Source organism: Dongia mobilis (assembly GCF_004363235.1).
In the GTDB taxonomy this organism is placed as follows: domain Bacteria; phylum Pseudomonadota; class Alphaproteobacteria; order Dongiales; family Dongiaceae; genus Dongia; species Dongia mobilis.
Genome location: NZ_SNYW01000007.1, coordinates 48,613 through 60,121, shown reverse-complemented (window position 1 = coordinate 60,121; position 11,509 = coordinate 48,613). Strand labels below are relative to the sequence as shown.

The 11,509-nt window shown below is 64.4% G+C and carries 13 protein-coding genes; 1 reads left to right on the top strand and 12 read right to left on the bottom strand.

Translation table 11 applies throughout. From position 1 onward, the window contains the following. Nucleotides 1-25 precede the first annotated feature (25 nt). Nucleotides 26-292, top strand: a complete 267-nt coding sequence (locus tag A8950_RS06030; RefSeq protein ID WP_133612745.1) for a hypothetical protein — start codon at nt 26-28, stop codon at nt 290-292. Between the two features lie 93 nt (nt 293-385). On the opposite strand, the gene A8950_RS06025 is transcribed toward A8950_RS06030, so the two are convergent. The 12 genes from A8950_RS06025 to A8950_RS05970 form a co-directional block, all read right to left on the bottom strand. Further along, nucleotides 386-778, bottom strand: a complete 393-nt coding sequence (locus tag A8950_RS06025; RefSeq protein WP_243735548.1) for a c-type cytochrome — start codon at nt 776-778, stop codon at nt 386-388. A 150-nt stretch (nt 779-928) separates the two neighbouring features. Beyond that, on the bottom strand, nt 929-1,633 hold the full coding sequence (locus tag A8950_RS06020) for a biliverdin-producing heme oxygenase (RefSeq protein ID WP_166645024.1): 705 nt from the start codon (nt 1,631-1,633) through the stop codon (nt 929-931). Nucleotides 1,634-1,741: 108 nt separating this feature from the next. Next, on the bottom strand, nt 1,742-2,761 hold the full coding sequence (pufC, locus tag A8950_RS06015) for a photosynthetic reaction center cytochrome PufC (protein WP_133612742.1): 1,020 nt from the start codon (nt 2,759-2,761) through the stop codon (nt 1,742-1,744). Continuing rightward, a complete protein-coding gene (pufM, locus tag A8950_RS06010) occupies nt 2,758-3,738 on the bottom strand; it encodes a photosynthetic reaction center subunit M (protein WP_133612741.1) in 981 nt (326 codons plus the stop codon). Before pufM ends, pufC begins: the two co-directional genes overlap by 4 nt. 29 nt (nt 3,739-3,767) lie before the next feature. Then, nucleotides 3,768-4,592 (bottom strand): photosynthetic reaction center subunit L, encoded by an 825-nt coding sequence (gene pufL / locus A8950_RS06005; RefSeq protein ID WP_133612740.1) that lies wholly within the window; start codon nt 4,590-4,592, stop codon nt 3,768-3,770. A 110-nt stretch (nt 4,593-4,702) separates the two neighbouring features. Next, entirely contained in the window at nt 4,703-4,897 is a 195-nt protein-coding gene (gene pufA, locus A8950_RS06000; RefSeq protein WP_133612739.1) for a light-harvesting antenna LH1, alpha subunit, read from the bottom strand. Between the two features lie 19 nt (nt 4,898-4,916). After that, a complete protein-coding gene (gene pufB, locus A8950_RS05995; protein ID WP_133612738.1) occupies nt 4,917-5,150 on the bottom strand; it encodes a light-harvesting antenna LH1, beta subunit in 234 nt (77 codons plus the stop codon). A 141-nt stretch (nt 5,151-5,291) separates the two neighbouring features. After that, nucleotides 5,292-6,737, bottom strand: a complete 1,446-nt coding sequence (gene bchZ, locus A8950_RS05990) for a chlorophyllide a reductase subunit Z (protein WP_133612737.1) — start codon at nt 6,735-6,737, stop codon at nt 5,292-5,294. Beyond that, the gene (gene bchY, locus A8950_RS05985; RefSeq protein ID WP_243735547.1) at nt 6,737-8,323 is read right to left on the bottom strand and encodes a chlorophyllide a reductase subunit Y; all 1,587 of its coding nucleotides are present in this window, start codon (nt 8,321-8,323) and stop codon (nt 6,737-6,739) included. The genes bchZ and bchY overlap by 1 nt, the downstream gene beginning before the upstream one ends. A 17-nt stretch (nt 8,324-8,340) precedes the next feature. Further along, complete coding sequence (locus tag A8950_RS05980) at nt 8,341-9,339, bottom strand: chlorophyllide a reductase iron protein subunit X (RefSeq protein ID WP_133612736.1); 999 nt, start codon at nt 9,337-9,339, stop codon at nt 8,341-8,343. Then, on the bottom strand, nt 9,336-10,274 hold the full coding sequence (bchC, locus tag A8950_RS05975; protein ID WP_133612735.1) for a chlorophyll synthesis pathway protein BchC: 939 nt from the start codon (nt 10,272-10,274) through the stop codon (nt 9,336-9,338). The genes A8950_RS05980 and bchC overlap by 4 nt, the downstream gene beginning before the upstream one ends. Nucleotides 10,275-10,370: 96 nt before the next feature. After that, nucleotides 10,371-11,498, bottom strand: coding sequence for a methyltransferase (locus A8950_RS05970; protein WP_133612734.1), 1,128 nt, complete (start codon nt 11,496-11,498; stop codon nt 10,371-10,373). Between the last annotated feature and the right edge of the window lie 11 nt (nt 11,499-11,509).

Below are 11,509 nucleotides of genomic sequence, written 5' to 3'. Positions count from 1 at the left end.
GCGGGTGGAGGACGAAGTCAGGATAATGGACGAGCTTTTCGCAGATGGATCCATCGTCATCTGGATTCTGGCACTGGTAGCCGTGGAAGCGATCTTTCTCGGCCTCTACTGCTGGCGGATGCGCCGGGGTCCTTGGCCAGGCGAAATCCTGTTCAATCTCGCCGCCGGGGCGGCATTGCTGCTGGCCCTGCATGGTGCCCTTGTCGATGCCGCCTGGGAGTCGATCGGCCTATGGCTCGTCATCGGCCTGATGGCCCATATCGCCGACCTTGCGGTACGCTGGCGGCGATAGGCATGACCACGAAAGTCAGGCAGACGGGGCGCCGGGCGCGCGGCGATCGCCATACAGGCGATGGTCGCGCGCCCCGACTGCGGCACCGAGCTGTTATTTCATCATGCTTTTGATATAGGCGATGACGTCGGCGCGCTCCTCCGGTTTCTTCAAACCGGGGAACGGCATCTTGTTGCCGGGTACGAAACCCTTGGTATTCTCGAGATATTTGTCGAGCGTCTCATCATTCCAGACCAGCCCGCCAGTGCCGGCAGCCTTCATCGCCTCGGAATACTTGAACCCCTCGACGGTGCCCGCGGTTCGGCCAATGATGCCCTGCAGGCTCGGCCCGATCTTGTTCTTGCCGGCTTCCAGTGTATGGCAGGCCTTGCACTTGTTGAAGACCTTCTCTCCGCTCGCCGGATCAGCGGCGGCGGCTCCTTGCGCAAGAGCCAGGGTCAAGGCGCAGACTGCCGTTAGTACCGGCAGCAGCTTCGCTGTACGCATGGTCATTCTCTCCCAGTTCGGTTGTCTATCGGCCCGAAACCGGCCGATTTCGTAATATGGTCTTCGCCATGGAAGCGGTGCGCCCGGCGGGGAGCCTCGCGCCAAACGAAGTGGCTGCAGTACCGGATACGCCCCGCGGCCAGATTCGGATCACTCACCCGCCCGTGCAGCTAACTGTATTGCAGCGGCTTTGACCGCCTCGGACACACCAATACTAAGGCGAAAGGCGACGGCTGCTTCGTCGATCACGGAGGTTTGATCGGGAAGCCGGGAGCCGGCCTGGTCGAGGATCGCACGGAGATCAGCAGCCGCAGCGATCGAATTCCCAAGCTGCGGAAACGCGAAGTAGCTTAGCGCCGAATCGTCCAGTTCCAGGGCCTTAGCCATCAGGTCGCGGAGGATCCGGCCGCCATTGAGGTCACCGAGGTAACGGACATAGGCATGGGCGAGGAGGCGGGCCGGGTCGGCTTCCGTCGCCGCATCGATCCGCTTTGCATACGCGACTGCTTCGTCCAGCAGTGGCAGGCGATCCTCCCAGTCTGGACCGAACAGCTGGACCAGGTCGCTGAGGATCGCCGCCCCGCGATATAGGGCCGGTTGACGGACTTCCCCCAACACGGGATGCCCGCTGTGCCGCTCCAGGTTCGCCTCAAGCGCCTTATATGCCGGCAGCAGGTTGCGAAGATGCAGGCCATGCCCGAGACGGTCCGCTCGGCGTTGCAGCAGCTCGCGAATGATGCCGCTGCGCTCAGCCTGCATATGCAGTTCGCGGGTATGTTGGCGCATCAGGTCGCATAGCCCGGCTGCGGCCGTTGCGCCGTCGGCCACCCGCCCGGGAGAGGTTTCGATCACCATGATGCGGCAATTCTGCGTCAATGGTGGTCTGGGGACAAGAGCCGGAAACGAAGCCTGTATTGCGGCCGGCCGCAGACCCATCCGGCTGGCCCTCCCTCGCCGGGTCGCCTATTGAGGTGCGGCCAGCACCGGATAGTCGCCCAGCATGCTTTGACCGAAGAACGGCTTGTTCACGCCCTGGTGACAGGTGCTGCAGTTGATCTTGGCCACGTCGCCCTGCTTGCCCAGGCGATTGGCCGGGAACGTGGATGTCAAAGGTTCCAGAAAGTTGGCGTTGAGATCGCGAACCATCTGGATGCCGTGCCAGGCCGTCACGCGCTGCGGCGTACTGGTCTCCCAGGTCGAAAAGGCCTGGGCATTGTGGCAGAACGTGCAATTGACGCCGAGACCGTCGGACATATGCATCATAAGGCTGTAGGTCTCCTCCGCCTTCTTGATGCTGGCTCCGGGTCCCGTCGGCAGCGCCGTCGTCGAGACCACGCGGATTGCCATGTCTGATTTGAGCAATGGCAACAGCGGATCCGCCGGCAGCGAGGTGAGCCCTGCGATCGGCGCCGGGCGATTCTGTCCCTGCAGGTCCGCTGCGAAGCCGCCGGCATATTTGAAGCCGCTATCCAGGAACCAGACATTCTCCGGCACCGGATTGCCGCGATGGCAGGTGAGGCATGTCACGCCCGTCTGGCCGACATGGTCGGACCAGGCGCTGTTGATGTGCTGGGTCATCTCCAGCATGCGCCGGGCAACAATCTTGGTGTAGACAGAATCGAGGGCGAGATTTTCTTCGCTGTGGCAATAATTACAGCCCTGTTCCGGCGATACCCATTCGGTGATCGCCGACATCACACGAATGAACTCGTCCGATCCGACATGCCCCAGCACCTGCACGTTCTCGTAGACCGTGGAGGATGGCTCGCCCGGCTCCACCGGATCCAGCGGCGGTGGCAGCACATTCGCCTGCTGCAGCTCGGCATAGGTGCGCGGGTTCTGAACCTGCTCCATGCCGGTGCCGCGATAGCCGTTCTGCGCGGTCATGACGGGCGGCCGTTCGAAAGTGCCGAAGATGATCGCCGCAGCGACGGTGGCGCCGATGATGGCGATGGCTGCGGTGGACTTCAAGGGCGCGCTCATGATCCACCTCCCGCTCCGACAGCCGGGTCGGTCACCGGCGGAAACACCGACGGATAGGCCGGGGCAACGCCGTGCTTCACCGCCCACAGATACCAATCATCGACCACGGTACCGGTCAGCAGGATGCCGATGCCGCCGGTCAACGGGCAGAGCACCGCAAACCACCACGCCCAACGGTGGATCGATTCCATCGTGGCATTGAAGCCCATGGTCCAGCGCCAGAACAGGGCGGCGCGTTCCGCGGCCGTGCCGCGGTCGACCGATTGCTCCAGTTCGCGCTCGCCGCCATAGCGACTTACCGCCAGGATGGTGGCGCCGTGCATGGCAAAGAGCAGCGTCGCGCCATAAAGGAACACGATCGAGAGCATGTGGAATGGGTTGTAGAACAGGTTGCCGTAGCGGATTGAGAAGGCCGCCGTCCAGTCGAGATGCGGGAAGATGCCGAAGGGCACCGCCTCGCTCCAACTGCCCATCAGCAACGGCCGGATGAAGCCCAGCACCAGGTACAGCCAGATCGCCGCAGCAAAGGCCCATGCGATATGCGTCCCCATACCGAGCGCACGGGCGCGACGGTACATGCGCACCCACCAGAGGATGATCGATGCGGTAAGGAAGAAGCCGGCCATCAGCCACCAGCCGCCTTCGCGCAGCGGTGGCAGCACCTTGAGGCCCCATTCCGGACCCGGTGGCTCCAGCGCCAACCAGGGGAGCTGGCGTACGAACTGGATCGGGTCCCAGTTCACCGAGGCCAGCATGTTGAGGCCGATGATCTCGATCGCGGCGAAGCCGCACATCAGCGAGGCGACGCCGAGCCAACCGAGATAGATCGGCCCGATCTGCGCGTCGCCGATCTTGCCCAGCAGATGCGAGAACCAGGGTTGACCGATGCGCGGCATGTCCGCACGCGGCAGTGCGACACCAAAATCCGCCGGCCCATGAACCTGGACCTGGGTGAAAATGTTCTGATACTGCGCCATGACCTTGCCCTTCCCTTGCCCGGATCGGCCTACGACCAGATCGGCAGGCTGAGCCACCAATCCCACCATTCCGGCCAGCCGCGGGTCCAGAACGGCCCGCTGATGATGATGCAGACCGCGCTCCAGAAGCCCGCCGACAGCGCCAGGAAGAGGCCGAGTCGGTGGATGCCGAGCGTCCCGATCGAGTAGCCGATGGCGTCACGGAAGAAGGTGTTCTCGTGCTCGACCGTCTTTACCCGCTCGCCTGGCGCGGGATTGAGCGCCGAGAGGATTAGGCCGCCATGCAGGGACAGTGCGAACACGGTGGCGAAGAAGAAGCTGACCCCCAGCATATGCGCCGGATTGTAATGAAAGTGCAGGTACTGGTAGCCGGTGTTCGACACCCAGTCGAGATGCGAGATGATGCCATAGGGAAAGCCGTGCCCCCATGCGCCCAGCAGCAGCGGGCGTATCACCACCAGCGAGAAGTATGCGAATATGGCCACGCCGAAGGCGATCGGGACATGGAAACCGATACCGAGCTTGCGGCAGATCTCGACCTCGCGCAGCGCCCAGGAAATGAAGGCACCGAGCGCGCATACCGTGATGATCTGCCAGAGTCCGCCCTCCCTGAGCGGCGCCAAGGCAAGTCCGTACTCAATATCTGGCGGCGCGATGCTGATCTGCCAGAGGTTCCAGGTCGGCCCGAGTGCCGCCCCCCAGACGATGAGCGCCGTGCCGACGGCGGCGAAGAAGATCGTCGTCACGCCGAAGAAGCCGACATAAAAGGGTCCAACCCAGAAGTCGAACAGATCGCCGCCAAGCAGCGTTCCGCCCCGGACCCGGTACTTGCGCTCGAAGTTCAGCAATGCCATCGCCGCCTACTCCCCTCGAAAGGCCCCCCGGCGTTGGATCGCCGGGCGGCCATCCGGTCGACATGCGGCAGAAGCCCTTAGGCTCCGGCCGCATGCCTGGCCGGGTGACGTCAGCCGACCTGTGTCGGCTGCATCGTGACAATCGATGATTGTCCGGTCGCTGCTCCATGGCCGGGACCTTCCAGCCAATTGAACCGGTCCGTGCTCAGCAAGATGAAATGAATCACGATTGCCAGCACGAACAGGAAGGTGAACAAAGCGACCAATGCTCTCCTTGGATCGAAGAGAAGCCATATACGCCACATTGTACTCTCCTCCGGTTCGTTAAGTGAGCATGGTCAGCAGGTTGCTGACCGCTCCTTGAGCGCCGTCGATCATCGACGTCGTGTACCCTTCCGGGCCGGGTAGCCACGGGCGCCACATCCACGCAAGTACATGCGCGACGATGGCGACGGCGACGAAGAGGATGAAGCTCCGCATGAAAATGCCGTGGAACTCCTGTGCCTCTCCTTCCGTCAATCCCGAAAGCGAACCGCTCCCTCTCCCATCAGCTGCCATTTCTGGATCCTCCGTATGGTGGGACGTTTCGACGTTCGCCGCGCAACCCCCGCGCGGCCGGGATCACCACACCCACAAGGAGAGTGGTGAACTCGTTGCCCGGAGCGACCGGGCGAATGCCATCTTGTGCGGCACGGCGGTTCATGCCGCCCTGCCTTCCGCCAGCGCGTGCCGCGCCAGCTCCAGTTGTTCGGTCGAGACCCGCTCGGCGCCCGCCCTGAGGGCTTCGCGTTCGGCCGCATCGCGCAGCCTTTTGGCGGCGGAAATGCGCACGACGACGGGTTCGGCGGCGACCAGGCGGTCGAGCGATTCCATGGCCTCGTCGTCCCAGGGCAATTCGCGGTGAAGTCGGGACGGCGTTGCCTCGACCTTATCCATTTCAGTGCCGAGCGGGAGAATGTTGAACAACGCGTCGAACAGCGCGTTGCAGACCTCCTGCAGCACGTAGGTGGCACCGGCATAGCCCATGAAAGGCGTGCCCGTGTGCCGCCGTATGACGGTGCCGGGGAACGAGGCCGGAATGTAGATCGATCTGGAGCCGATTTCGGCCAGGTACATGCGTTCGTTGTAGCTGCCGAAAAGAATGAGCGGGGTGTTCTCGCGCACCTGGCGGCGGATCGCCTCATTGTCGGTCTTTTCCCCGGGCCGCCGGGCCACTGCAAAGGTGCAGGGCAGACCCAGTTCGTCTTCCAGGAAGTTGCGCAGGCCGCGTGTATAGGTCTCGTTCGCGACAACAGCGAAATTGGCGGTGGCAAAGAAATCCTGAGTGACCGAACGCCAAAGATCCCAGAGCGGCTTGATGGTGGTATGCTTCTCCCGCGCGATGAAGGGTTCCGGATCGAGCCCGAGAAGTTCGCCAAGGGTGCGCAGGAACTTGGTCGTGCTGTGGAGCCCGATCGGTGCCTGCAGATAGGGTCGGTCCAGCGCTTCGCACAGCAGGCGGCCGAACTCGCGATAGAGGCAGATGTTGACATCGGCATCGATCAGCTTCGGCACATCGGCCAGATGGCTGCCGAGCGGAAACTCCATGTTGATTTCAGCGCCGATCCCTTCGACCAGCCGGCGTATCTCTGCCAGGTCTGACCAGGTATTGAAGTGGCCGTAGATCGGACCAATGATGTTGACCTTTGGCCTGGCACCCGGCTTGCGTGGCGGAATGCTTTTCTTGATTCCATATTCACTCCACAGCCAGAAGAGCGCGCGGTCGGCACTCTGCCACTGATCCTCGTCGATGGTGCGGGGCAGGAAGCGCTGGATATTGGTGCCTTCCGGCGTCACGCCGCCGCCGATCATCTCGGCGATGGAGCCGGTAACCACGACGCTCGGCAGATGCGGGTCGAGGACGCGATGCGCGCGTCGCATCGCCTGTTCGGTGCCGTGCTGGCCGAGTTCTTCCTCGGCGAGACCGGTGACAACGATCGGCAACTCATGCGGCGGCAGGGCGTCGGTATAGTGCAGCACCGAGGTGACCGGCAGATTCTCGCACCCCACCGGGCCGTCGATAATCACCTGCAGGCCCTTGATGGCAGTGAAAACGTAGACGGAGCCCCAATAGCCCCCGGCGCGATCGTGATCGAGGACCAGCATCAGACGGGCTCCTCGACGGATTTGCGGGAGGCAGCGCGCTCGGCCTGGCGCTTCAGGCGTTCGCGGAATTCCGGGCGATCCTTCGGCTGCGCTGTCCACACCCCGGCGGCATGACCGGTACCGACGCCCTCGAAGAAGTCGCGCATCGCGTCGAACTTCCCCTTGCGGCCGATTGCGGCATTGATCACCTGCGGGAGGGAGCCGGCGCCGGCCGGGCCCATCAACGGTCGCGCCGAAATCAGGTTGGTGAAGTAGAGCGCCGGAATGGCTCGCTCCTTGGCATGCTGCACGACGGGCGTCGTGCCGATGGCGAGGTCCGGCTTGAACTCCTCGACTGCGGCGATGTCCTGCTCCAGCGAGGCACGATACTGTACCTGGACGCCATGTGCCTCGAGCCATTCCCGGTCAGGATCCGACCAGGGCGTCTTCGGGCAGGCCGTGCCGACATAGCGCAGGTCCGCGCCGCTTTCGACCAGCAGCCGCGCCACCAGCAGTTCCGAGCCTTCATAACCCGAGAGCGTGATCCGCCCGGCGATGGGTGCGGCCGCAAGCGCGCCGGCGACGGCAGCATGCAGGCGGTTCTTCACCGCATCGATCCTGGCGCGTGCGACGCCACAAGTTTCACCCACCGCCTCAATCCAGGCGACGGTGCCTTCGGCACCGACCGGGGCCGAGCCGATGACCTTGCGGCCCGCCGACTCGAACTCGCGGATCGCAGCGGTATAGAATGGATGGATCGCCGCCACGGCAGCACAATCGAGCGCCGCATAGAGTTCGCGCCATTCGCGCGTCGGCACCACGGGCCCGGCGGCGAGGCCGAGCGGCTCCAGCATCATGCCGATGCCGACTGGATCGGCCGGAAACATTTCGCCAAGCAATGTCACCGTCGGGCGCTCGCTGCGTCCCCCGCGCGGCGCCTGCACAGCGCCCTGCTCTGCCTCGTTGCGGGCGTATTTCAGCATCGCGCCGGCCAGCACGTCCTTCGCCTCGGCATGGGTAGGAACGCCAAAGCCGGGCACATCGATACCGATAATCCGGACGCCGTTGATTTCCTTCGGCAGCAACTGCAGCGGCACACCGGAAGCAGTCGGTACGCACAGGTTGGTTACCACGATGGCGTCATAGAGTGCCGGATCGGCCAGCTTGAAGACCGCGTCGCGGATATCCTCGAACAGCTTGCCGGTGACCAGGGTCTCGGAATTGAACGGCACATAGCCGACCGTGCGGCGCGCTCCATAGAAATGCGCGGTGAAGGTAAGGCCGTAGACACAGCAGGCCGAGCCGCTGAGGACGGTCGCTGTGCGGCGCATGCGGAGGCCCACTCGCAGCGAGCCGAATGCGGGGCACATGCTCTGTGGCTTGTCATGGGGGCCGACGGGATAATCCTCGGCATAGCGGGCGAGCGTCTCGCTCTTGCCGGCTGCCTCGGCCGCATGAAGCAGCTCCGCCTTGCCGCCATGGCAGCCGCCGTCAGGCGCGTCCGGCGCGTCCGGACCTGCCATCGCTGTTGCGTCACCGAGCGAATCGCAGGCAACCTCGGCGCTTGGCCGCATCCTGTCGTCGCTGTACTGGTCGCTGCCGGGCATGACGTTTCGGGCGCTCCTCAGACGGATTCGTAGATGACTTCGAGCGACGGCTTCTGCACCAGCGTGCCGCCGCACATGTCCTCGGCCGAGGCCGGCTCCAGCACCACGCCGCGACCGACCGCGTCACCCTTGAACAGGCCGAGCAGTTGCTCGTGAGTCAGCGGCGTCGGATGCTTGGGCGGCGCCTCTGCCACATTGCGCGCCAGGTCGGCGAAGAGCGGACCCCATTCGCCGTCAGGCTTGCCGATGATCTCGTAATTGGCGCTCTTGCGCCGGATGTCCTCGTGCGCCGGGATCGACGCCAGCACCGGGATCCCGACCGAGTCGGCAAAGGCCTGGGCCTCGCCGGTGGCGTCATCCTTGTTGACCACCAGACCGGCGACTCCGACATTGCCGCCGAGCTTGCGGAAGTACTCCACGGCCGAGCAGACATTGTTGGCGACGTAAAGCGACTGCAGGTCGTTGGAACCGACCACGATCACCTTCTGGCACATGTCGCGGGCGATCGGCAGGCCGAACCCGCCACAGACCACATCGCCGAGGAAATCGAGCAGAACGTAATCGAACCCCCATTCATGGAAGCCGAGCTTCTCCATCAGTTCGAAACCGTGGATGATGCCGCGTCCGCCGCAACCGCGACCGACTTCCGGCCCGCCCAGTTCCATGGCGAAGACGCCGTCGCGCTTGAAGCAGACATCGCCGATTTTCACCTGCTCGCCAGCCAGTTTGCGCTTGGACGAGGTTTCGATGATGGTCGGGCAGGCGCGACCGCCGAACAGCAGAGACGTGGTGTCGCTCTTCGGGTCGCAGCCGATCAGGAGCACGCGCTTGCCCTGCTGCGCCATCATGTAGGAGAGGTTGGCAAGGGTGAAGCTCTTGCCGATGCCGCCCTTGCCGTAGATGGCAATGATCTGCGTTTCCTTGGTGGCGGAGACCGGCACCGGATCGGGTTCGATGGCAGCTTCGGCGCGCAATTGTTCCGTCATGGCGGCGGTACGTGGGGCGAGCGAGTTCATGCGTGGCCTCTCCAATCCAGAACCATCTTGAGACAGGCGGAATCGCCGAAGGCGGTGCGATAGGCATTCTCGGCCCCGCTCGCTTCGGCGCGGTGGGTGATCAAGCCATCAAGCGATAATCTTCCCGTCTCCACAGCTTGTCTGACGGCCACCAGGTCCGGCGCACGCCATTCCGCCGCGACGCGCAGGCGCGCCTCGCGCATGAAAGCGGGCGGGAAGGCGAAGCTGAGGGGCTCGGCATAGAAGCCGGCCAGGATGATTTCGCCGCCAGGGGCAAGCCGGGAGATCAGTTGGTCAAGCAGCGCCGCGTCGCCGGTCACATCGCAGATCACGGGATAGTCGCGGCGCGGGTCGGATGCGGCATCGCTAACCCGATAGCCATCGGAGGCTTGCGCCCGTTGCGGGTCGCATTCCCAGACGACAGGGTCGCCACCCAACATCCGGGTGACACGCGCGATGAGCCGGCCGAGGACGCCGTGGCCGACGACGAGATCCGGCAGTTGGCGGTTCCCCCCCGCGACGGCGTGATGCGCCGTGGCGGCAAGCGCCAAGAGAACAGCGCGTTCCTCGAGTGATTCCGGGACGGCAACGACCTTTTCCGCCGGCACCACGAGCCGGGAGGCGGCACCGCCGAAGAGGCCGCGGATCTCGCCAAAACAGCGGGCGCCAGGGACGAAGACGCGGGTGCCGAGTGGCAGAGTGGCGTCGGGCCCGGCCTGGACCACGCGACCGACCGATTCGTAACCGGGTACCAATGGGTAACCGAGGCCGGGGAAGGACGGCATCCGCCCATACCACAACAGCTTTTCGGTCCCGGTGCTGATCCCGCTCCATTCCACGTCGACCACGACATCCGCCGCACCTGGCTGGGCCAGATCAAGGCGCATCAGCTTCAGATCCTGGGGACGTTCGAGGACAACAGCGGTGGTGTTCATCGTAGCTCGCATTCCGCCGACGCCGGCAAAGAAGCATGAACCCTGTGTGTCACTATAACGTGACAATTATGAGTGTCAATTGAGATGTACACTTTTTCAAAGCGGCCTTTGGCCGGTCATCACGCGAACCAGCACGGGGCGCCTTGTGCGGCGCAGTTTCGGCGCAACGAAACCGGCCTCGGCCAGCAAGCCGGCAAGCGTCTCGGGCGGGCGGGCCCGCCCGCTACCCATGGCAGCGAGATAGAACCCAAAATAGGCGTCCCCGACCGGATCGGTGGCGTCCGCCGCAGCCATCGGCTCGGCGATCAGCAGCACACCGCCGGGCGGCAGGGCCGCCCAGGCCGCCCGCAGCAGGTGCCGCACGGCGGCATCCTCATGGTCATGCACCACGCGGACGAGGGTGATGAGATCGGCGCCGCCGGGCAGCCGATCGGTGAGGAAGCTGCCGCCGTGGATTGCCAGCCGGTCCTGGAGGGCGTCAGGCAATTGACGACCGGCGGATTCCGCGACCGCCGGAAGATCGAACAGCATGCCGGTGAGATGCGGGACGCGATCGAGTACCGCGGAGACGAAACCGCCGAGGCCACCACCGACATCCAGGACGCAACGGTGCTGGGCGAAGGAATAGGCCTCCAGCACATCCTCGACCAGTAGCGGCAACGACGCCGCCATCAGCGCCGAATAGGGGGCGACGGAAACAGCGGTGGGCTCAGTTGCCCCCGCATAGGGCCAGAACGTGCCCAACCCGGTCGACGGCTGCGCCCCGCGCAAGAGGGCAACCGGATTGCGCAGATCGTCATAAAACAGCCGGTGATGTCGTACCATCGCCGCGATGGCCGGGTTGCCGACCAGGGCAGCACCCAGCGGGCCGAGCCCCACCCGCCCGGCGCTGCGGCCTTCCACCAGTTGGAGTGATTGCGCCGCGCGCAGCAGACGGGTCATCGCTGCCAGCGGCAGATTGAGCCGCCTTGCCAGTTCCGCCGCGTCGCAAGGGCCATGCTTCAGGATCGCAAAGAGATCGAGTTCGACGCAAGCGGCGAGAACCTGCGTATAGACGAAGCCCGCGCAGAGATCGAACAATTCCCGTGTCCGCCGCTCGGCAATGCCACGGGTCATCGGAAACGCGGCGGCCCATCGCTGGAACCGCTGGCTGGCCAGCAATTGGTCGCGCCAGGTCAGCAGCCGGTCACGCAGGGTTACCGCTTGCGCCGGAGCATCCGGCATCAGCACATGCA

Excerpts from the sequence above, each read along its gene's own strand:
- pufL (WP_133612740.1), bottom strand. The coding sequence starts at position 4,592 with ATGGCATTGCTGAACTTCGAGCGCAAGTACCGGGTCCGGGGCGGAACG.
- pufM (WP_133612741.1), bottom strand. The coding sequence starts at position 3,738 with ATGGCGCAGTATCAGAACATTTTCACCCAGGTCCAGGTTCATGGGCCG.
- pufA (WP_133612739.1), bottom strand. The coding sequence starts at position 4,897 with ATGTGGCGTATATGGCTTCTCTTCGATCCAAGGAGAGCATTGGTCGCT.
- A8950_RS06020 (WP_166645024.1), bottom strand. The coding sequence starts at position 1,633 with ATGGTGATCGAAACCTCTCCCGGGCGGGTGGCCGACGGCGCAACGGCC.
- A8950_RS06030 (WP_133612745.1), top strand. The coding sequence starts at position 26 with ATGGACGAGCTTTTCGCAGATGGATCCATCGTCATCTGGATTCTGGCA.
- bchY (WP_243735547.1), bottom strand. The coding sequence starts at position 8,323 with ATGCCCGGCAGCGACCAGTACAGCGACGACAGGATGCGGCCAAGCGCC.
- A8950_RS05980 (WP_133612736.1), bottom strand. The coding sequence starts at position 9,339 with ATGAACTCGCTCGCCCCACGTACCGCCGCCATGACGGAACAATTGCGC.
- bchC (WP_133612735.1), bottom strand. The coding sequence starts at position 10,274 with ATGAACACCACCGCTGTTGTCCTCGAACGTCCCCAGGATCTGAAGCTG.
- A8950_RS05970 (WP_133612734.1), bottom strand. The coding sequence starts at position 11,498 with ATGCCGGATGCTCCGGCGCAAGCGGTAACCCTGCGTGACCGGCTGCTG.
- bchZ (WP_133612737.1), bottom strand. The coding sequence starts at position 6,737 with ATGCTGGTCCTCGATCACGATCGCGCCGGGGGCTATTGGGGCTCCGTC.
- pufC (WP_133612742.1), bottom strand. The coding sequence starts at position 2,761 with ATGAGCGCGCCCTTGAAGTCCACCGCAGCCATCGCCATCATCGGCGCC.
- pufB (WP_133612738.1), bottom strand. The coding sequence starts at position 5,150 with ATGGCAGCTGATGGGAGAGGGAGCGGTTCGCTTTCGGGATTGACGGAA.
- A8950_RS06025 (WP_243735548.1), bottom strand. The coding sequence starts at position 778 with ATGCGTACAGCGAAGCTGCTGCCGGTACTAACGGCAGTCTGCGCCTTG.